The organism is Anaerobacillus sp. QJM3NY_17, assembly GCF_056173665.1.
On the sequence record NZ_CM149685.1, the window covers coordinates 4,127,113 to 4,147,871 of the forward strand.

General features: G+C 43.2%; 18 protein-coding genes. 2 read left to right on the plus strand and 16 right to left on the minus strand.

Annotated elements, in window-relative coordinates; translation table 11 throughout:
* Positions 1-90 precede the first annotated feature (90 nt).
* Positions 91-1,425, plus strand: coding sequence for a CoA-disulfide reductase (locus AC0VYV_RS21070; protein ID WP_475366153.1), 1,335 nt, complete (start codon positions 91-93; stop codon positions 1,423-1,425).
* 32 nt (positions 1,426-1,457) lie between these two features.
* Here the strand turns inward: AC0VYV_RS21070 and AC0VYV_RS21075 are convergent, their stop codons facing one another.
* From AC0VYV_RS21075 to AC0VYV_RS21115, 9 genes are all read right to left on the minus strand, one after another.
* Entirely contained in the window at positions 1,458-1,832 is a 375-nt protein-coding gene (locus tag AC0VYV_RS21075) for a hypothetical protein (RefSeq protein WP_475366154.1), read from the minus strand.
* Between the two features lie 120 nt (positions 1,833-1,952).
* A complete protein-coding gene (locus AC0VYV_RS21080) occupies positions 1,953-2,570 on the minus strand; it encodes a thymidine kinase (protein WP_194218368.1) in 618 nt (205 codons plus the stop codon).
* Positions 2,571-2,878: 308 nt separating this feature from the next.
* A complete protein-coding gene (gene rpmE, locus AC0VYV_RS21085) occupies positions 2,879-3,085 on the minus strand; it encodes a 50S ribosomal protein L31 (RefSeq protein WP_303532428.1) in 207 nt (68 codons plus the stop codon).
* A gap of 150 nt (positions 3,086-3,235) precedes the next feature.
* A complete protein-coding gene (gene rho, locus AC0VYV_RS21090) occupies positions 3,236-4,501 on the minus strand; it encodes a transcription termination factor Rho (RefSeq protein WP_194218366.1) in 1,266 nt (421 codons plus the stop codon).
* Between the two features lie 504 nt (positions 4,502-5,005).
* Positions 5,006-5,974: a class II fructose-bisphosphatase gene (gene glpX, locus AC0VYV_RS21095; RefSeq protein WP_194218365.1), complete on the minus strand. Its 969-nt coding sequence runs from the start codon at positions 5,972-5,974 to the stop codon at positions 5,006-5,008.
* A gap of 93 nt (positions 5,975-6,067) precedes the next feature.
* A complete protein-coding gene (locus tag AC0VYV_RS21100; protein WP_194218364.1) occupies positions 6,068-7,357 on the minus strand; it encodes a UDP-N-acetylglucosamine 1-carboxyvinyltransferase in 1,290 nt (429 codons plus the stop codon).
* Positions 7,358-7,470: 113 nt separating this feature from the next.
* The gene (fsa, locus tag AC0VYV_RS21105; RefSeq protein WP_475366155.1) at positions 7,471-8,124 is read right to left on the minus strand and encodes a fructose-6-phosphate aldolase; all 654 of its coding nucleotides are present in this window, start codon (positions 8,122-8,124) and stop codon (positions 7,471-7,473) included.
* Positions 8,125-8,312: 188 nt separating this feature from the next.
* Positions 8,313-9,176 carry a class II fructose-1,6-bisphosphate aldolase gene (gene fba / locus AC0VYV_RS21110; protein ID WP_159786369.1) on the minus strand — a complete coding sequence of 288 codons (864 nt, stop codon included), beginning with the start codon at positions 9,174-9,176 and terminating at the stop codon, positions 8,313-8,315.
* Between the two features lie 290 nt (positions 9,177-9,466).
* Positions 9,467-9,835, minus strand: coding sequence for a response regulator (locus AC0VYV_RS21115; RefSeq protein ID WP_194218362.1), 369 nt, complete (start codon positions 9,833-9,835; stop codon positions 9,467-9,469).
* A 251-nt stretch (positions 9,836-10,086) separates the two neighbouring features.
* On the opposite strand from AC0VYV_RS21115, the gene AC0VYV_RS21120 reads away from it, so the two are divergent.
* On the plus strand, positions 10,087-10,617 hold the full coding sequence (locus AC0VYV_RS21120) for a DUF2529 family protein (protein ID WP_475366156.1): 531 nt from the start codon (positions 10,087-10,089) through the stop codon (positions 10,615-10,617).
* Between the two features lie 55 nt (positions 10,618-10,672).
* Here AC0VYV_RS21120 and AC0VYV_RS21125 read toward each other — a convergent pair whose 3' ends face one another.
* The 7 genes from AC0VYV_RS21125 to AC0VYV_RS21155 form a co-directional block, all read right to left on the minus strand.
* Positions 10,673-12,286 carry a CTP synthase gene (locus tag AC0VYV_RS21125; protein WP_194218360.1) on the minus strand — a complete coding sequence of 538 codons (1,614 nt, stop codon included), beginning with the start codon at positions 12,284-12,286 and terminating at the stop codon, positions 10,673-10,675.
* A gap of 420 nt (positions 12,287-12,706) precedes the next feature.
* The gene (gene rpoE, locus AC0VYV_RS21130) at positions 12,707-13,198 is read right to left on the minus strand and encodes a DNA-directed RNA polymerase subunit delta (protein ID WP_430245258.1); all 492 of its coding nucleotides are present in this window, start codon (positions 13,196-13,198) and stop codon (positions 12,707-12,709) included.
* Between the two features lie 296 nt (positions 13,199-13,494).
* The gene (icmF, locus tag AC0VYV_RS21135) at positions 13,495-16,758 is read right to left on the minus strand and encodes a fused isobutyryl-CoA mutase/GTPase IcmF (protein WP_475366158.1); all 3,264 of its coding nucleotides are present in this window, start codon (positions 16,756-16,758) and stop codon (positions 13,495-13,497) included.
* Positions 16,759-16,771: 13 nt separating this feature from the next.
* Positions 16,772-17,386, minus strand: coding sequence for a TetR/AcrR family transcriptional regulator (locus AC0VYV_RS21140; RefSeq protein ID WP_430245337.1), 615 nt, complete (start codon positions 17,384-17,386; stop codon positions 16,772-16,774).
* A gap of 17 nt (positions 17,387-17,403) precedes the next feature.
* A complete protein-coding gene (meaB, locus tag AC0VYV_RS21145; RefSeq protein ID WP_475366159.1) occupies positions 17,404-18,363 on the minus strand; it encodes a methylmalonyl Co-A mutase-associated GTPase MeaB in 960 nt (319 codons plus the stop codon).
* Positions 18,364-18,371: 8 nt separating this feature from the next.
* Positions 18,372-19,514: an acyl-CoA dehydrogenase gene (locus AC0VYV_RS21150; protein ID WP_475366160.1), complete on the minus strand. Its 1,143-nt coding sequence runs from the start codon at positions 19,512-19,514 to the stop codon at positions 18,372-18,374.
* Between the two features lie 101 nt (positions 19,515-19,615).
* Positions 19,616-20,758 carry an acyl-CoA dehydrogenase gene (locus AC0VYV_RS21155; RefSeq protein ID WP_194218355.1) on the minus strand — a complete coding sequence of 381 codons (1,143 nt, stop codon included), beginning with the start codon at positions 20,756-20,758 and terminating at the stop codon, positions 19,616-19,618.
* Position 20,759: the final 1 nt, after the last annotated feature.

Here is a 20,759-nt window from a genome sequence, read left to right on the forward strand (position 1 = left end):
AGTCAAAAGCAAAAATAGCTTTAACATCATTTTTTAAGGGTAAACTGAAAGTAGGCTAGACTGAACGATTAGGAAAGGGGCTGCTTATAGATGAAGTTTGTTATTATTGGCGGAGATGCGGCTGGTATGAGTGCAGCAATGCAAATTATTAGAAACGATGAGGAAGCGGAAGTTGTGACGCTCGAAAAGGGAGATATTTATTCGTATGGCCAATGCGGGCTACCTTATGTCATTAGCGGAAAAATTGAATCTACGGATAAACTGATTGCAAGATCCGTCGATACATTTCGAGAAAAGTATGGAATTGACGCACGTGTCTACCATGAGGTTACAAACGTTGATACTGAAAACAAAATTGTAAAAGGAATCAATTTAAAAACGAATGATCACTTTGAAGAAAATTACGATAAGCTCCTGATCGCTACAGGAGTAAGTCCTGTTAAACCAAACTGGGAAGGCATCGACCTTAACGGCATACATACATTAAAGACCATTCCCGATGCTGAAAAAGTGATAAAAGATCTTGATGATTCCGTACAAAATGTGGCGGTCATTGGCGGTGGATACATTGGACTTGAAATGGCCGAAACGTTCCGTGAACTCGGTAAAAATGTACGCATCATTGAGTTAGGACCGCACCTTGCCAGTATTTTTGATGACGATATGGCTAAGCTTATACACGAAGAAGCCAAGCAAAACAATGTTTCGGTTCATACAAATGAAGGCGTTCAGTCTTTCAAAGGGGATAAGCGCGTCAAAAAAATCGTGACTGACAAAGGAGAATATGATGCAGACCTTGTTCTCGTCTCAGTCGGCGTCAAACCGAATACTGGTTTCCTCAAAGAATGCGGTCTTCATACAACTTCTAACGGTGCTATTCAGGTGAACCGCTACATGCAAACAAGTAAAGAGGACGTATATGCAGCTGGAGACTGTGCAACCCATTATCATCGCATTAAAGAACGAGATGACTTTGTTCCTCTTGGCACAACGGCAAATAAGCAGGGGCGCATTGCTGGCCTTAACATGATTGGGCAACCAAATACATTTAAGGGGATTGTCGGCACTTCTGTTATTAAATTTTTCGGATTAACTCTTGGCCGCACAGGCCTTTCTACTAACGAAGCAAAAGAATTAAATTTACCATTCTCAAGCTGCTCAACCGAGGCAACTGACATTGCGGGTTACTACCCAGAAGCTCGTGAACTTTGCGTGAAAATTATTTTCCGAGATGATAACGAACGAATTATCGGTGGACAGTTTATTGGAAAGTACGGCGTTGATAAGCGAGTTGATGTGCTTGCAACGGCTCTTTACCACCAGATGACGCTTCATGACATTGAGGATCTTGATCTCGCATATGCTCCCCCTTACAATAGCGTTTGGGATCCATTGCAACAGGCAGCGCGACGCGCCCAGCACTAATAAAACAAAACAACCCTCTCGCATGAGAGGGTTTATCTTGCTCGTACATGAATTTTGTACCTCGGTACGGCTTGATAAATTTTAGCAGCGAGGTTTTTTTTCTGTTCATTTAAACTCGCTTCATTTTTATTGCTAAATTTCACATTGACCCACGCGTGATTTCCTGTAATTGAAACGACTCCAGCATCGAAACCTTCTGTCTCGACGACTTCACGAATCTTATCTTGATCGTCACTAATTGTTGGCTTATCAACACTCATATTGCGATAGGACTGAGGATTCAAGTTAATATCTGTGTTTAAATTCTGGCCTTCTCCCGCTTGTCCATCCGCCTCTGGTGGCTTTAATGGCGAACAAGCAGCTACAAGTAAAAGGAATGCAATCATCATAGTTGAAACCTTTCTCATCAGTCAGTCACCTCCTCGTTTTAAGGTGCCCAAAGATGACTGGTTAGATTCTCGTTCTCCTCTTCTATGGAAATGAAACCAGATGTTTTCGCGCATTAAAAAAAGCCCGGTTTCCCGGACTTATTTTGATATTTGCTGCTCTTTATTGTCTCGCGCCGTTGGTTTCCCTGGTACTTTGTGACAATGACGACAGCGTGGTTCATAGGATTCTGACGCACCAACAAGGATAATCGGATCCTCATAATGCGCGGGCTTCCCATCAATTAAACGCTGGGTACGGCTTGCTGGAGAACCACATACAACACAGATTGCTTGTAGCTTCGTAACTGATTCAGCAACCGTAAGAAGCTTAGGAACTTGCCCGAATGCTTCGCCACGAAAATCCTGGTCGAGTCCTGCGACGATTACACGAACGCCTTCATCAGCAAGCTGCTGAGCCACATCTACGATTTCTTCATCAAAAAACTGTACTTCATCTACCGCAACCATATCTGTATCCTCTGAGACGCGGTCCAGGATCGCTTGTGAATGATCAACTGGGACAGCGATAACGGACATTCCATTATGAGACACAACAGATTCTTCGCTGTATCTATCATCAATTTTAGGCTTGAACACCTGGACTTTTTGCTTTGCATAAGTCGCTCGCTTCACTCGACGAATCAATTCTTCCGACTTTCCGGAAAACATACTTCCGCAAACAACCTCAATCCAGCCGCTGTGCTTCATGACATGCATTCAACCGCTTCTCCTTTCTCCAGCATAAGCATTAAAAAATGACTGATCAGCACAGTCTTTATTTTGCGTATACTTTCATCCAATTATTGATTTTAAACGTTTATAATTTCATCGGGTATGATCTCACTCATTGACTTACTCACTTGTAGGAAGAAACGAGTGAGCAAATTTATTTGCTCGAGCCGTTTCTTCCTACAAGTGCGGAGGTGAGTCAAAAATCTTCCCCTACCTTATAAAAAGTGCGTTGTTTCCACTAAGAATATTGAGTAAAAAAACAGGCAAGGAGTAAAAACTTGCCTGTTCTATCATTAACCTTTTAGGTTGTATTTTCTTCTAAACTTATCTACGCGTCCACCAGCGTCATTAAACTTCTGACGTCCAGTATAGAACGGGTGACATTCAGAGCAAACCTCTACGCTGACGCCGTCCTGTTTTGTAGATCCAGTTTCGAATTCGTTACCGCAAGCACATCTAACTTTGATGTTTTCATAACCAGGATGAATTGCTTGTTTCATGAATTTCATCTCCTTCCGCCCTGATTCCTGAGGAACCAGAGTTAAATGAAGCTAAAAGGCATTACCTTTTAGCTTCTGCACACATAGAAGTATTATAGCAGGGAGGTAGAGACAATGCAATTGATCATCCTGTGACGAAACAATCCCTAATTAGCGAGATGAACCGCTTTTTTCTTTCTCAAATAGATCGAAAAATTCTTTGTTTTCCTTTGTTTTCTTAAGGCGTTTCAAGAAATTATCAACGAATTCAAATGAGTCATCCATGCTCTTACGGATTGTCCAAAGCATTTCAAGCTGTTCTTTTGGAAGAAGTAGCTCTTCTTTACGCGTGCCAGAGCGACGAATATCAATCGCTGGGAAAACACGTCGTTCTGCAAGACGTCGATCAAGATGCAATTCCATGTTGCCTGTTCCTTTGAATTCTTCATAAATAACGTCATCCATACGAGAGCCTGTTTCCACAAGAGCTGTCGCTAAGATCGTCAAGCTTCCACCTTCTTCGATGTTTCTTGCCGCACCAAAGAATCGTTTTGGACGATGGAAAGCAGCAGGATCAATACCACCTGAAAGTGTACGTCCACTTGGAGGAATAACAAGGTTATAAGCACGAGCAAGACGTGTAATACTATCAAGAAGAATCACAACGTCTTTCTTATGCTCAACAAGACGCATAGCTCGCTCTAGCACAAGCTCAGCTACTTTTATGTGATTATCCGGTGTTTCATCAAAAGTTGAATGAACAACATCCCCATCAACAGAACGCTCGATATCCGTTACTTCCTCAGGACGCTCATCAATGAGAAGCACGATAAGTTCTGTGTCAGGATGATTCGTTGTAATGCTGTTAGCAATTTCTTTCAGCAACATTGTTTTCCCTGCTTTTGGGGGAGCTACGATTAAACCACGCTGTCCAAACCCGACAGGCGAGATCATATCAATGATACGCGTTGAAAGATTGCCTGATTTGTTCTCAAAGTTCATTCTCTTCTCAGGATACAGCGGCGTAAGCGCTGGGAAATGCACGCGTTCTTTAGAAGAATCAGGGTCTTCTCCATTTACTGCGGCTACGTGTAAGAGACCGTAGTAGCGCTCATTTTCTTTAGGGGGTCTTACTTTACCCGATACGCGATCACCGTTACGTAAATCGAATCGACGAATTTGTGAAGCGGAAATATAAATGTCTTCTGCACTAGCTGAGTAGTTAATCGGTCGTAGGAATCCAAATCCTTCAGAGGAAATAATCTCTAGAATACCTTCCATGAAAAGAAGGCCTGATTGTTCAGCCTGCGCTTTCAATATGGCAAATACAAGTTCTCGCTTATTCAACTTGCTATAATATGAGACTTTGTATAGTCTTGCCTGTTCGTATAGATCTTTTAACGTCATTTGTTCTAATTCTGATATATTTACTGCCATGTTGACACCACACTTTTTATATAATAATAGGTTTGACCCTAACGGCTGGAAAATGATATGAGTGCGCAAAGAGGTTTGCTTTCACAACGTAAGTACGTTGTATAGAGTTGACCAATTTGACGGTTGAGAAAATAAATAAAGAGAGAAAGAGTTTGTTGAGATCCTGTGAGAGGCTATCCATTCAGGCATCTCTTAAGTGAGAGTAGAGGAAGTGCACAACGAAGGTGTTGCTTAGCAATCGTTACTCTGATAATTCTCGGCTTGTTCGAGCGTCATCTTTGGCTCATGATCAACTTGCAAAAGAAAGCACGGCGAGTATAAGTACCTCTTCTCCACAGATCGAATGAGCCAGGATTAGTTTACTATCTATTTCGTTCACATTATAGTTTCGGTAACTAAACATACTAACAATAATACAGCACCTTATAGTTTTACCAGATTCCTTAGGAATATTCAACATGTAAAAACCAATGTTGCATGAGATCTCGCTTCCTTTATAGTGATTTAAGGTCGAATGACCAGATCAGGCTTCTTTTGTAAACTATGTTTTCCGTCGATGAAACGAACTGTTCCTGACTTTGCACGCATGACAACGGATTGCGTTGTACCAGAAGTTCCCTGGAACCTAACTCCCTTTAACAATTCACCATCAGTAACACCTGTCGCTGCAAAAATGGCGTCATCGCCCTTCACAAGATCTTCCATATGAAGAACGCGGGAGACGTCTTCAATTCCCATTTCTTTACACCTGTTTAATTCTTCCTCATTTTGCGGTAGCAGCTTACCCTGTATTTCTCCACCAAGGCATTTCAGTGCTACTGCAGCAAGGACACCCTCTGGTGCTCCACCAGATCCAAACAAAATATCGACGCCCGTATCATCAAACGCTGTGTTAATTGCTGCTGCTACATCTCCATCAGAAATAAGCTTAATTCTAGCTCCGGCAGAACGCACTTCTTCTATAATCTTTTCGTGGCGCTTACGGTCTAATATGACCGCCACGCAGTCTTCAATATTTTTTCCTTTTGCTTCAGCTACTGCTTTTAGATTCTCGTGTACGGAGGCATTAATATCGATTTTCCCTACTGCTTTTGGTCCAACTGCGATTTTGTCCATATACATGTCAGGAGCATGAAGAAGATTTCCGTGATCGGCTACCGCTAGAACAGCGAGGGCATTCCATGTTCCTGCCGCAACAATATTTGTTCCTTCTAAAGGATCGACAGCAACATCGACACGCGGACCATATCCAGTTCCAAGCTTTTCACCGATATAAAGCATTGGTGCTTCATCCATCTCGCCTTCCCCGATGACAACTGTTCCTTTCATCGGAACCGTATCAAAAACGTCACGCATAGCAGTCGTTGCAGCATCATCTGCTTCTTCTTTCTTGCCTCTTCCCATCCAACGCGCTGAAGCAAGCGCAGCTGCCTCGGTCACTCTAACAAGTTCCATCGATAAACTTCTTTCCATCATGCTTCCCCCTAAGTTTACACGATCTCTATTTTTTAAACGCTTACACGAAAAGATGACAGAATGGCGGTTTTCACCGCCTGTTCTGCATTCTTAAGAGCTTTCCACTTCTTTAAGCTCTTCTTGATCTAATTTCTCACGCCAGACTCTCGCGCCAAGATTGCTCAGCTTTTCTACAAGTCGTTCATACCCACGATCGATGTGCTCAAGTCCTGAAACTTCCGTAACGCCTTCTGCCATTAATCCAGCAACGACAAGGGCCGCACCAGCTCTCAGATCAGAAGCACGTACCTTCGCACCTTGAAGCTTAACAGCTCCATTAATGATGGCAGAACGTCCTTCCACCTTCACATTCGCACCCATTCGGCGAAGTTCATCAATGTGCTTAAATCTTGCACCATAAATTGTATCGGTCACAATGCTACTACCCTCTGCGTTTGTTAAGAGCGATGTAAACGGCTGCTGTAAGTCTGTTGGGAAACCAGGATAGACGAGTGTCTTGAGGTCAACGCCTTTCCAGCCTTCGCGTGGTGAACGAATATAAACCTGGTCTTCATTCGTCTCTACCTTTACACCCATCTCACGCAGCTTTGCGATAAGTGACTCAAGATGTTGCGAGATGACATTATCGATGACGACTTCGTCTCCCATCGCCGCTGCCATAATCATGTAAGTGCCCGCCTCTATGCGGTCAGGTATGATCGAGTGGTAACAGCCACTTAGCTCGTCAACACCATCGATACGAATGACGTCTGTCCCTGCTCCTTTGATCTTCGCTCCCATACTAGATAACAGTGTGGCAACATCAATAATTTCTGGTTCTTTCGCTGCATTTTCAATGACTGTCCGTCCTTTTGCACGAACGGCTGCAAGCATAATATTAATCGTAGCTCCTACACTTACAACGTCAAGGTAAATACGGGCCCCTCTCAGTTCATCAGCACGAAGGTAAATCGCACCTTGCTCATTTGTTACTTTTGCACCAAGAGCTTCAAAGCCTTTAATATGCTGATCAATCGGACGCGGTCCAAGGTTACAACCGCCTGGAAGTCCGATAACCGCTTTATTAAAACGACCCAACATCGCACCCATCAAGTAATAAGAAGCACGAAGCTTCTTTACTTTTCCATTCGGCAGTGGCATGGCAATCATGTCCTGTGGATTCACAGTTAATGTATTTCCATCGAGCTCAGCTTGTCCTCCGATTTCCTCTAGTAAATCACGGAGAATTCCCACGTCAGAAATGTTCGGCAAATGATCAATTGTGACAGTGGAATCTGCTAGAATAGCCGCCGGAATTAATGCAACCGCACTATTTTTGGCGCCGCTCACTTGAACTGTACCGCTTAATCGGTGGCCTCCAGCGATCATCAACTTTTCCATAACGGTCTCCCTTCTTCGTCCGCATCTCATTCCTGTTCATGTTTCTGTCGAATTTTGATACTTCTTAAGAATAGTATGGGCAAAAACAGGAAGTTCATGCCAATTTAATAAGACTATTTATTTGCTTTCTTCGCTTCTTCCCAGTCAGAAAGGAATTGATCAATTCCTTTATCAGTTAGCGGGTGTTCTAGCATCTGAAGAACGACCTTAAGTGGCATTGTGCCAATGTCAGCGCCACGAAGAGCCGCTTCTGTTACATGCATTGGGTGACGAATGGACGCAGCAATAATTTCAGTCTCAATTCCATGTACCGCAAACAGTTCGGAGATTTCAGAGATGAGATCAAGACCATTTTGACCAATATCATCAAGACGTCCAAGGAATGGCGAAACGTAAGACGCACCAGCACGTGCTGCAAGCAAAGCCTGGTTAGCAGAGAAAACAAGCGTTACGTTTGTTTTAATTCCTGCTTCGTAGAATGCTTTGACCGCCTTCATCCCTTCACGATTCATTGGAACCTTTACGGTAATGTTTGGTGCGATTTCAGCTAGTTGTTTTCCTTCTTCAATCATTTCTTCAGCAGTTGTTGAAACAACCTCTGCACTAACAGAGCCAGTTACTAGGCTTGTAATTTCACGAAGACGATCATGGAAATTCACCTTTTCTTTCATAACAAGAGATGGATTCGTAGTTACTCCAGCTACTACTCCCATATCGTGTGCTTCTTTAATATCATTCAGGTTTGCAGAATCTATGAAAATTTTCATTATGTTCGTCCTCCTTTGATTTTAGAAAGCGGTTACGAGAAAGATTTTAACATATTTTGTTTTAAGTTAGCTGATTTGATTGTAAATAAATGAAAAATAGTCGCAAGGTAGTAGTTAGGGGATTAAAAAACGGAAATCAGAAACCGCTCATAATAGAGCGGTTTTGATGATCCGATTTTAAGAAGTTATTACGCTTTGTTAGAAGAACCAAACTCACGCATTTTGCCGATTACTGTTTCTTTAATCGCGTCACGTGCTGGTCCCATGTATTTACGAGGATCGTAAAGATCTGGCTTTTCTTCAAGTACAGAACGAACTGCTTTAGCAGAAGAAAGTTGGCTCTCAGTGTTCACGTTGATTTTAGCATGTCCAAATTTGATCGCTTTTTTAACGTCAGCAGTTGGAATACCAGTACCACCGTGAAGTACTAGAGGAACACCAGTCATTTTGCTGATTGTTTCCATGCGGTCGAATCCTAGGTTAGGCTCGCCTTTGTAAGGGCCGTGAACAGAACCAAGTGCAGGTGCGAAGCAATCTACACCAGTTTCGTTGATAAGGCGCTCACACTCTTCAGGGATTGCGTATGCAGCTTCAGCATCGTCAACGATAAGATCGTCTTCTTGTCCGCCAATGCGTCCAAGCTCAGCTTCAACAGAAACACCAACTGCATGTGCAGCTTCTACTACTTTTGTAGTTAGAGCGATGTTTTCGTCTAGTGGGTAATGAGAACCGTCGATCATAACAGAAGTGAATCCAGCGTTGATCGCTTGCATACACTTCTCGAAGCTAGAACCGTGGTCAAGGTGAATAGCAACTGGTACTGTAACCTTGTACTCTTCCATAAGCGCTTCTACAATTGTAACAATTGTTTTGAATCCGCCCATGTAACGAGCAGCACCTTCAGAAACACCAAGGATAACTGGTGATTGTTCTTCTTGTGCAGCTTGTAGGATAGCTTGAGTAAACTCAAGGTTGTTAAGGTTAAATTGGCCAACTGCGTAGCCTTCTGCTTTACCTTTTTCGAGCATTTCTTTCATAGAAACTAAAGGCATGGTAAATCCTCCTCAATATAATTTAAAATTGCCAGGATGATACCTGGAACATCTTAATAACGAATACTTGTCATTGAAGCATGCAGATGTATCCAGAAAAACTGTCTTCTTCAAGATGGCACAAACGCGATGTTTTTATGTATGCCGTCGTCCAAGAACTTCCCGCTAAACTGAATTCATTTGCTCTACAATTTCTCCAAAAACACGGTTCTATTATAGCATATCACTTTCATAAAAGAAGGGGAAAAGCTTGATTTAATGGGATTTGTTTATGTAAGCGTTACCTTTCTTTATGAAAGCGACGCTAATTCTTTTTTTACTGCTGCTCGTATCTCGTCAATGTCAAAAGGCTTCGCAAAATGGGTAATTGCTCCTAGATCCATCGCTTCGTGGATCATATCTAGTTCACCGTAGGCAGTCATAATAATGACAAGCGCCCTTGCTTCCATTTTTTTGATTCTCTTTAGAATTTCAAGTCCGTCCATTCCTGGTATTTTCATATCGAGAATGACTAAGTCGGGATCCTCACTTTTTACGATCGATAGTGCTTGAACGCCATTCGCTGCCTGGAATGTTTGATATCCTTCTTTTTGGAAGATTTCATTTAGAAGAATTCGGATTCCATATTGATCATCTACGATTAAAATTTTTTCATTCATGTGAGAGCACCTTCTTTTCAGTTAGTCTTACTGTTTATGTTCGCTTCAAATTGTTGAATCCCTTCCTGATTATACATCGAGGGCTGTAATTCGCAAGTGTCATGTAGTTTCGTTATAATAGGAACCTGCAATGAGCAAAAAAATTGTTCATCTCCTCTTTAGATATAATGAGATTTATTCATATATTTATATCAAAATACAACCAAAAATCAGTTCTCTTTTTTATAAAAACTTTGAAAGGCAGTGATAAGATGCTTAAGATTTTTACGACTCAGCTGATGGGGAAGTTTAAGATTATTCAAGATCAGCATGAGATGGTGATTGAAGATATATCCCGATTGTTCGCACAGACGATAACAGGAGGCGGGACGGTTTATTTTTTTGGCGAGCATGAGCTCCAGGGTACTGCTCTTGAAGCAGTGTACGGATCTGAGAAGCTTCCTTCAAGTGCGATTCTCCATGACCATGCCACATTAACTGAAAATGACTGCGTGATATTATTTTCACGGTTTAACGATGACAAACTAGCGGCTGAGCATGCTGAGAAATTCAAAGCAACAGGAGCTCAGGTTGTAGGCATATCAGCAACAAAGAAAGAAACTGATCCTCTGCTTGAGCAAAGCGTTCATTTTCACATTAACACCGGGCTTACTTCCGGTCTCGTGCCAAATGATGATGGGGAACGAATCGGTTACCCTTCTCTACTCACTTCTTTATACATTTATCATGCTCTTTATTTAACTACGAGGGAAATATTAGAAGAGCATGGCTACGAATTCTAATGCTACTTTCTCCTAAAAAAGCCTCTTCTCCGAACGGAGAAGAGGCTTTTTGTAATTATTTGCTGTTAGCGATAGAAGCGCCAATAAATTCTTTGAATAACGGCTGTGGACGAGTTGGACGTGATGTGAATTCAGGGTGGAATTGTGATGCAACAAACCACGGGTGATCCTTCACTTCTACGACTTCTACAAGACGGCCATCAGGGCTAGTTCCAGAGAAGATGAAGCCTGCTTCTTCCATTTCAGTACGATACTGATTGCTGAACTCATAGCGATGACGGTGACGCTCATAAATTACTTCATCGTTATAAGCTGCATATGCTTTCGTACCTTCCGTTAGCTTACATGGATAAAGACCGAGACGGAGTGTACCACCAAGATCTTCAACATCCTTCTGTTCAGGGAGAAGGTCAATGACTGGATATTTCGTTGTTGGCTTAATTTCAGCTGAATGAGCACCTTCTAGATTCAGAACGTTACGTGCAAATTCAACAGAAGCAAGCTGCATACCAAGACAGATTCCTAAGAAAGGTACTTTGCTTTCACGCGCGTACTGAATCGCAGTGATTTTACCTTCAATTCCACGATCGCCGAATCCACCTGGAACGAGGATGCCATCTACGTCAGAAAGAAGTTCCTCAACGTTTTCCTGCGTAACTGTTTCAGAATTAATCCACTTAATGTCAATGTCAGCATCAAATGCATAGCCTGCGTGCTTGAGCGACTCTACAACGGAAATATAAGCATCTTGAAGAGCGACATACTTCCCAACAAGCGCAATTTTTGTTTTGCCTGAGAGGTTTTGAACTTTCTCAACAAGCTCATTCCATTCAGTCATATCCGCTTCTTGACAGTTCAATTTCAAATGTTGACAAGTGATCTCATCAAGCTTTTGTGCTTGTAGAGCAAGAGGAACTTTATAAAGCGTATCAGCATCTTGCGCTTCAATTACCGCATGCTCATCAATATCACAGAACAAAGCGATTTTGTCTTTCATTTCTTGTGGAACTGGCTGTTCCGCACGAACAACAATAACATTTGGCTGGATACCAAGGCTGCGAAGCTCTTTCACACTATGCTGTGTTGGCTTTGTTTTCATTTCACCAGCTGCTTTAAGATAAGGAAGAAGCGTACAGTGAATGTACATAACGTTCTCCTTGCCGATGTCACTCTTGATCTGACGAATCGCTTCTAGGAATGGAAGACTCTCGATGTCTCCAACCGTTCCACCGATTTCAGTAATAACTACATCAGCGCTTGTTTCGTTACCTGCGCGGAAGATGCGCTCTTTGATTTCATTCGTAATGTGAGGAATTACCTGTACTGTTCCTCCAAGATAGTCGCCACGACGCTCTTTACGAAGAACCGTAGAGTAGACTTTACCTGTTGTTACGTTTGAATTTTTAGAAAGGTTAATGTCAATAAAGCGCTCGTAGTGTCCAAGGTCAAGATCCGTCTCAGCGCCATCATCTGTTACGAATACTTCACCGTGCTGATAAGGACTCATTGTCCCTGGGTCAACGTTAATGTATGGGTCGAACTTTTGAATCGTTACGCTCACGCCGCGATTTTTCAAAAGTCGTCCTAATGAAGCTGCTGTAATTCCTTTACCAAGCGAAGAAACAACACCGCCTGTTACAAAGATGTACTTCTTATGTTTTGCTGTCATCTTTCTGCCCCCTCATGGTTTGTATTCTGCCCTTCAAGAAAGGAAGGGGATTCATCTGAAACGAGAGATTTTATGTTTTTTAATAAAATCAATGCAGATGGTTACATTTTTCTTAACTTAATCGGAAGGTCCACTCGTACTGGCTAAATTCCAGCTTCTCAATGCATTTCATCAATGAGCTCATTAGAAGAACTTGCCCTCAGGTTCTAACAGAAGCCATCGTTCTTCTTATACTTTAGCCCTTTAAAAAGCTTAAAATCCTTAAAGTATAAAAAACAAAAAAAACAAAAGTGGCACCTATCCCATAAATGAGGGGGCACTTTTGTTTTCATATCGTATCTATAAATTAGTTTAGTATTTTGGTGAAGCCCAAAAATGATTCTACCGATTTCACTACCGAAAGTCAAGAAGCGACAGAAATTATTTCTTTTCTTCTTCGTCGTCTTCCACGTCGTCATCATCGTCATCATCAATGTCTTCATCGTCCAAATCTTCTGTATCATCATCGAAGTCATCATCGTCAAAGTCGTCAAGATCATCTACTTCTAGATCTTCAAGATCGTCTTCATCATCTTCATCGAAACCAAGCTCATCGTCAGTTGATTTCTTGCGTTTCTTTGGTTTAATTGTCGTTGCAAGCTCTTCTTGAGATTGCTCAACAGGATACCAGCCCTTAAGGCCCCACTGGTTATCTCCAAGCGTTACGAAACGACCGTCTGTGTTCAAGTTTGTATAAACTTCTGCAAGCATGTCCTGAAGCTGAGAAGAAGTTAGACCTTTCATTTTTCCAATTCGTTCCATTAACGTATAGAAAGAAACAGGTTTTTTCTCGTCCTGCAGGATGAAATACATAATATCAATCATGGATGTTTCTTGGATGTCTTCAGCAGACAGCTGCTTTAAGCTATTCACGATATCGGCACTCCCTTTCAATTATCTCCTATGAATAATAGCTGCTAATTTGAGAAACTAGCTTATCACTATTTTTAAACGATAGCATTTATTTCAAGCTACTTGTAAATCCTAATACAAAACATACCATTCATTATAAACAAAATTACGCAATCTATGCTACGATTTTCAAACAAATCTATTGAAATAGAAGGATTTCACCTTCAAATGATGTACCTTTTCGTACGAAAAGGAGGAAGGCTACTCCTTCCTCCTACAATAATATGAACGCTTGCATTTGACAAGTTCTTAACGGTCTACATATTTCGACGGTATTTTCCACCAACTTCATAGAGTGCGGTTGTAATTTGTCCTAGACTTGCTACTTTCACCGTCTCCATTAATTCTTCGAAAATATTCCCTTTACTTAACGCTGCTTTCTTTAAGCGATTCAGCGCATCTTCTGTCGTATCCGAATGTGTTTCTTGGAACTGCTTTAAGTTTGTAATTTGCTGTTCCTTTTCTTCCTTACTCGCTCTTGCAAGCTCCATGTTCCACTCTTCTTCTGCAGGTGGATTTGGATTCTTATACGTGTTCACTCCAACGATCGGAAGCTCACCGCTATGCTTTAGCATCTCATAATGCATAGACTCTTCTTGAATTTTACCGCGCTGGTACTGTGTCTCCATTGCACCCAATACACCGCCACGCGCGTTAATCTTCTCAAATTCACTAAGAACAGCTTCCTCCACAAGGTCTGTTAATTCTTCAATAATGAATGAACCTTGTAGTGGGTTTTCATTCTTCGTCAGTCCATGCTCTTTCGTAATAATCATTTGAATTGCCATAGCTCGACGAACGGATTCCTCTGTTGGTGTTGTGACAGCTTCATCGTAAGCATTCGTATGAAGCGAGTTACAGTTGTCATGAATCGCCATTAAGCCCTGCAATGTTGTGCGTATATCATTAAAGTCCATCTCTTGCGCATGCAAAGAACGTCCTGACGTTTGCACATGATACTTTAACTTCTGGCTACGAGCATTTGCCCCGTACTTCTCTCTCATTACCGTCGCCCAAATTCTGCGCGCCACTCTTCCAATAACGGTATATTCTGGGTCAAGTCCATTACTAAAGAAGAAGGAAAGATTCGGTGCAAACTTATCGATATCCATACCGCGACTTAAATAATACTCGACATACGTAAAGCCATTCGCAAGCGTGAACGCCAGCTGTGAAATAGGATTCGCACCCGCTTCGGCAATATGGTAACCGGAAATTGACACTGAATAATAGTTGCGCACATTCTCATTGATGAAGTACTCCTGAATATCCCCCATCATCCGAAGCGCAAATTCTGTTGAGAAAATACATGTATTTTGACCCTGATCTTCTTTTAAAATGTCCGCCTGAACAGTACCACGAACCGTGCTAAGCGTGATTGCCTTAATATCAGCAAGCTCCTGCTCGTTTGCTTTACGACCTTCTTTTTCTTCAAACCCTTGAATTTGCTGCTCAATCGCCGTGTTCATAAACATTGCGAGTATGATCGGCGCAGGGCCATTAATCGTCATAGATACTGAAGTCGATGGTGCACATAAATCAAAGCCTGCATAAAGCTTTTTCATATCGTCGAGTGTACAAATACTCACGCCACTCTCGCCAACTTTTCCGTAAATATCAGGACGATAGTCAGGATCTTCTCCGTAAAGCGTCACAGAATCGAAAGCGGTGCTTAAGCGCTTCGCATCTTCGTTCTCAGAGAGGTAATGGAACCGTCGATTCGTTCGCTCAGGCGTTCCTTCGCCTGCAAATTGACGCTTCGGGTCCTCTCCTTTTCGTTTAAATGGAAAGACGCCAGCGGTATACGGGAATGAGCCCGGCACGTTCTCTTTCAATACCCAGCGCACAATTTCTCCCCAATCTTCATACTTCGGTAGAGAAACCTTTGGAATATCCAATCCTGAAAGACTCTTCGTCGTTAGTTCTGTTACAATTTCTTTCTCGCGGATAACGGAAATGAATTCTTTTCCACTATATTTCTCTTTCACTTCAGGCCAGCTTTCGATAATCTTACGCGTTTCCCCATGCATATCGTCCATGTTTTCATCTTTCATCTTAGAGAGCATTGCAATCGTCTCGTCATTGTCTCCCGCACTCTCTAGCATCTCAATCGTCCCTTGAAGCTGGAATGCTTTCCTTGCAAGCTGAACCTGCTTTTCAACGTATTCATGGTAACGACGAACGGAACCAGAGATGTCCTGTAAATATTGCTGACGCTGCGGTGGAATAATGAGATTCAGCTTTTCTACGATGTCACTTGTTTCAATGTTTGTTGCCCAGTCATTTCGACATTTACGATGAATCGTATCAACCAATGCTTTAAAAAGCGTATTCGTGCCCGGATCATTAAACTGACTTGCGATCGTGCCGTAGACAGGCATGTTATCTAGATTTTGCTCAAACAGCATGTGACTACGCTGATATTGCTTCTTCACGTCACGCAGAGCATCTTCAGAGCCTTTGCGTTCGTATTTATTAATCACAATCAAATCCGCAAAATCGATCATATCAATTTTCTCAAGCTGTGAAGGCGCACCAAATTCACTTGTCATCACATACATCGAAACATCAGAAATTTCAACGATCTCGGCATCCCCCTGGCCGATTCCGCTTGTTTCAATAATGATCAAGTCATATCCAGCCGCTTTCACAACGGTTAACGCTTCACGTATTGAAAGTGAAAGCTCAGTTTTTGATTTTCGCGTTGCGAGACTTCTCATAAACACGCGGTCATTGTGAATAGCGTTCATACGGATTCTGTCACCGAGCAGTGCGCCGCCAGTCTTTTGTTTTGTCGGATCAATGGAAAGGATCGCTACCGTCTTATCATCAAATTCATTAATGAAACGGCGTACGAGCTCATCAGTTAAGGAGCTTTTCCCAGCTCCACCAGTACCAGTAATCCCAAGAACTGGAGAGTCGGTTGCCATATTCTTAAGCTTATCAAACACTTGCTCAGCAGCGGCCGCCGTCTCTTCTGTACGTTCTCCTCCATAGCTTTCAGCAAGGGTAATGAGACTCGAAACAGCCTGCGGATCGCGCTCATGCAAGCGATCAATCTGGTTATCAATTTGTTTAAACGTCGGAAAATCACATTCCTTGATCATCATATCGATCATCCCTTGTAGACCAAGATCACTTCCATCATCAGGTGAAAAAATGTGAGAAATTCCGTAAGCATGCAGCTCTTTAATTTCCTTAGGAATAATAACGCCGCCCCCACCGCCATAAATCTTAACGTGTGAAGCGCCTTTTTCTTTTAAAAGGTCATACATATATTTAAAGTATTCCATATGACCGCCTTGATAAGACGAGATTGCAATTCCCTGCGCATCTTCCTGTATGGCAGCGTTCACGACTTCCTCAACAGAGCGGTTATGTCCGAGATGAATAACTTCTGCACCGCTCGCCTGTAGAATGCGGCGCATAATGTTAATAGATGCATCATGACCATCAAACAAACTTGAAGCGGTTACAAAACGAACATGGTTCACTGGTTTATACGTTTCGACTACACTCACTGCTGTTCCTCCTCTATCGGTTCGTAGTTTCTACAGGATTTAAAGCTTGAATCAAAAAAGCCTCCTGCATTCTTGTATACTCTTCAATGGAATAATGAGACCGAAGCGCCCAGCGCCTGAACACCCACATCTGTCCCTGCACGAGAATGTTATGAGCAGCTCCGTAAATTTCCTCTTCTGTAAGCCGAAGTTTTCCTTCTGCTACACATTCTTCAATCAATCGCTCAAAAATTTCTGCCATGCCTAGCTCTTTTTTCAATACATAAGGGAGCGTTTCCCGCGGAAGGGACTTTGCTTCCTGGTACATAACAAGCACTTCATCCTGCATATCGTCCATCACATGATAAAACGCATGAAGGGCCTGCCTTAAACGCTCGATTCCTGTTATGTCAGGCTTAAGCTGATCTTCTAGACGCTCTCTCACTTCATCATAAATGCTGTCACAAACGAGATATAACACATCTTCTTTTTTGCGAATGTATTCATACAGCGTACCAATGCTAAAGCCAGCAACACGCGCAATTTCTCGCGTTGTCGTACGATGGAACCCTTTTTCCTTAAAAAGGGAGACCGCTGCTTTAATCATTTGCTCACGTCGTTTCTGAATGAGCTTTTCATCCTTTACCATCGAAGGAACGTTTTTCTTCACCTTCCCATCCCCTTCCTCTCAAGGCTGCCCATATAATCCTGAAGCAGCTTCACAGCGGCTGAGTAAGGGTCGATGGCGCCACTTTTCACTTCATCAATCCAGCCATTATCCTCTGCTTCGCGCTCCATAAGCTGCTTCATCATTTCATCATGCACCACTTCGATCACTTCTCGTTCAAGTGAGGTTTTGCGTCTAGCATCGCGCTCACCAGACTCCTTACTGTATTCAAAATGCTCCTTCATTCGTTTCCAAACATTCTCAAGACCTAGATTTTGAACAGAGATCGCCTTCACAATCGGTGGACGCCACGGCGCATCATGCTTCACCAGATCGAGCATGCTTTCAAGCTCAGCCAGTAGCTTGGGGACACCTGGTAAATCTGCTTTATTGACGATAAAAAGATCCGCAATTTCCATAATGCCAGCTTTAAAGACTTGCACAACGTCCCCGCTACCTGGGTTCAACACTACGGCAATCGTATCCGCGATCTTCATAATATCGAGCTCTGATTGCCCAACCCCAACCGTTTCAATTAAAATGACATCGAATCCAAACGCGTCCATTAAGCGAACCGTTTCCTTCGTCGTTCGAGAAAGCCCCCCAAGGCTCCCTCGTGTTCCCATGCTTCGGATAAAGACACCAGGATCGGTAAAATGCTCCGCCATCCTGACACGATCTCCTAAAAGGGCACCCCCGCTAAACGGACTCGTTGGATCAACGGCCACAACACCAACAGTGAGATCCTGTTTTCTAAGGTGGGTAATCAGCCTGTTAACGAGCGAACTTTTACCGGCACCGGGTGATCCGGTCATCCCAATATAGTGGGCACGCCCCGTCATCGGGTGGATATCCTTCAGTAATTCCAGTTTGTCTTCAGCATCATTTTCAACAAGACTGATCGCCTTTGCGAGCGCACGTTCATCCTGATTTGAAAGTCGTTCTGCGAGTGGATGCATAGCGCTTCTTAATCAGCCATCAGCATTCTTGAAATAACAAGACGCTGAATTTCATTTGTACCTTCATAGATTTGCGTAATTTTCGCATCACGCATATAGCGCTCAACTGGATAATCCTTCGTATAGCCATAGCCACCAAAGACTTGCACCGCTTCTGTTGTTACTTCCATCGAGATATCTCCAGCGTATAGCTTAGACATCGCCGATTCTTTACCATACGGAAGACCCTGACTTTCTTTCCATGCTGCCTGGTAAGTTAATAGTCTAGCTGCTTCAATTTTCGTTGCCATATCAGCGAGCTTAAAGCCAATGCCTTGATTTGCGCCGATCGGCTTGCCAAACTGCTTACGCTCCTTCGCATATGCTGTTGCTGCATCAAGCGCACCTTGTGCAATGCCAACAGCTTGAGCCGCAATTCCGTTACGCCCACCATCAAGCGTCTTCATCGCGATTTTAAATCCTTGTCCTTCATCGCCAAGACGATTTTCAACAGGTACACGGCAGTCTTCAAAAATGATTTCGAGCGTAGGAGAAGAGCGAATACCGAGCTTTTTCTCTTTCTTACCCATTGAGAAACCAGGCGTTCCTTTTTCAACGATAAACGCCGTAATCCCTTTATGACCCTTTTCTTTATCGGTCTGAGCAAACACGATATAAATTTCCGCTTCGCCGCCGTTTGTAATGAAAATTTTCGAGCCATTTAAGATGTAGTGATCGCCATCAAGCTTCGCCGTCGTTTTCATCCCACTCGCATCCGATCCTGACCCTGGCTCTGTGAGTCCGTAAGCTCCCATTAGCTTACCTTCTGCCATTGGACGCAAGAACTTCTGCTTCTGCTCTTCTGTACCAAATGCATTCAACGGCCAGCCTGCAAGGGAGGTATGTGCAGAAAGCGTTACACCTGTAGACGCACAAACGCGTGATAGCTCTTCCACTGCAATCACATAGCTTAAGTAATCTGAGCCAATGCCACCGTACTCTTCTGACCATGGGATGCCCGTTAAACCAAGCTCAGCCATTTGATCAAAAAGCTTTCGATCAAAGCGCTCTTCTTCATCACGCTCAGCCGCTGTTGGTTCTACTTCTTTCCTCGCAAAGTCGCGCACCATTTTCCGTAGCATTTCATGTTCTTCTGATAGTTGAAAATTCATCCTGTTTCTCTCCTTTTTGGTGGTTTGGACAATAAAACGGATATACCTGGCTTTTCTGATCCAGCTGCTGTGACCAGACCCTCTGTCACTTCCGCTTTTCTCTATTTCATCAAGTTCCGACTAATGACGATTTTCTGGATTTCGCTCGTTCCTTCGTAGATTTCGCATACTTTCGCGTCTCGGAATAGGCGTTCTACTGGGTAATCTTTCGTGTAACCGTAACCGCCATAGACTTGAACCGCTTCAATCGAGGCTTTCACGGCTGCTTTCGATGCAAAGAGCTTCGCCATCGAGACTTCCTGCATGCAAGGGATCCCGTGGTTTTTCAGGTCAGCCGCACGATAGGTTAGGAGTTTCGCTGCCTCTACTTCTGTTGCCATATCGGCAAGCTTGAAGCCGAGACCTTGATTTTGCCCGATCGGCTTACCAAACTGGTGACGCTCTTTCGCGTAAGCCGTCGCGTAATTTAGCGCCGCTTCAGCAATTCCTAGTGACTGTGCCGCGATCCCGATGCGGCCGCTCTCAAGGTTTGCCATCGCAATTTTGAATCCCTGACCTTCTTCGCCGAGACGATTCTCAACTGGCACACGGCAATCTTCGAAAATGATTTCAACCGTATTCGAGCCGTTTAGCCCCATTTTCTTTTCTTTCTTCCCAACGCTAAATCCAGGCATGTCACGTTCGATAATAAAAGCAGTTACGCCTTTGCTTCCTTTTTCCTCAGGATTTGTTCTTGCGAAGGCAACATACGTATCCGCCTCGCCGCCGTTTGTAATGAAAATCTTTGAGCCGTTCAAAATGTAGTGATCGCCATCTCGGACAGCGCGCGTTTTCATGCTGCTTGCATCTGATCCTGAACTCGGTTCCGTCAGCGCAAACGCACCAAGGTATTCTCCGGTTGCTAGCTTCGGAATGTAGCGCTTTTTCTGTTCTTCTGTACCAAACGCTAGTATCGGCAGTGTCCCAACGGATGTATGAACCGATAGAATTACGCCGACCGTGGCGCTCACTTTTGAGAGCTCATGGATTGCAATGATGTATGACGTATAATCCATTTCCGCTCCGCCATAAGCTTCTGGAATCGGAATCCCCATTAAACCAAGCTCGCCCATTCGTTTAATCACTTCGCGTGGAAAACGATCCGTCTCTTCCATTTCTTCAACGATTGGCGCGATTTCTTTTTCCGCAAAATCACGCACCATTTTCTGCATCATCTTCTGCTCTTCCGTAAATACAAGCTCCATG

Bases quoted from the DNA above. Each gene is read 5' to 3' on its own strand.
- AC0VYV_RS21070 (WP_475366153.1), top strand. From the start codon at position 91: ATGAAGTTTGTTATTATTGGCGGAGATGCGGCTGGTATGAGTGCAGCA.
- AC0VYV_RS21075 (WP_475366154.1), bottom strand. From the start codon at position 1,832: ATGAGAAAGGTTTCAACTATGATGATTGCATTCCTTTTACTTGTAGCT.
- AC0VYV_RS21080 (WP_194218368.1), bottom strand. From the start codon at position 2,570: ATGCATGTCATGAAGCACAGCGGCTGGATTGAGGTTGTTTGCGGAAGT.
- rpmE (WP_303532428.1), bottom strand. From the start codon at position 3,085: ATGAAACAAGCAATTCATCCTGGTTATGAAAACATCAAAGTTAGATGT.
- rho (WP_194218366.1), bottom strand. From the start codon at position 4,501: ATGGCAGTAAATATATCAGAATTAGAACAAATGACGTTAAAAGATCTA.
- glpX (WP_194218365.1), bottom strand. From the start codon at position 5,974: ATGGAAAGAAGTTTATCGATGGAACTTGTTAGAGTGACCGAGGCAGCT.
- AC0VYV_RS21100 (WP_194218364.1), bottom strand. From the start codon at position 7,357: ATGGAAAAGTTGATGATCGCTGGAGGCCACCGATTAAGCGGTACAGTT.
- fsa (WP_475366155.1), bottom strand. From the start codon at position 8,124: ATGAAAATTTTCATAGATTCTGCAAACCTGAATGATATTAAAGAAGCA.
- fba (WP_159786369.1), bottom strand. From the start codon at position 9,176: ATGCCTTTAGTTTCTATGAAAGAAATGCTCGAAAAAGGTAAAGCAGAA.
- AC0VYV_RS21115 (WP_194218362.1), bottom strand. From the start codon at position 9,835: ATGAATGAAAAAATTTTAATCGTAGATGATCAATATGGAATCCGAATT.
- AC0VYV_RS21120 (WP_475366156.1), top strand. From the start codon at position 10,087: ATGCTTAAGATTTTTACGACTCAGCTGATGGGGAAGTTTAAGATTATT.
- AC0VYV_RS21125 (WP_194218360.1), bottom strand. From the start codon at position 12,286: ATGACAGCAAAACATAAGAAGTACATCTTTGTAACAGGCGGTGTTGTT.
- AC0VYV_RS21140 (WP_430245337.1), bottom strand. From the start codon at position 17,386: ATGGTAAAGGATGAAAAGCTCATTCAGAAACGACGTGAGCAAATGATT.
- meaB (WP_475366159.1), bottom strand. From the start codon at position 18,363: ATGCATCCACTCGCAGAACGACTTTCAAATCAGGATGAACGTGCGCTC.
- AC0VYV_RS21150 (WP_475366160.1), bottom strand. From the start codon at position 19,514: ATGAATTTTCAACTATCAGAAGAACATGAAATGCTACGGAAAATGGTG.
- AC0VYV_RS21155 (WP_194218355.1), bottom strand. From the start codon at position 20,758: ATGGAGCTTGTATTTACGGAAGAGCAGAAGATGATGCAGAAAATGGTG.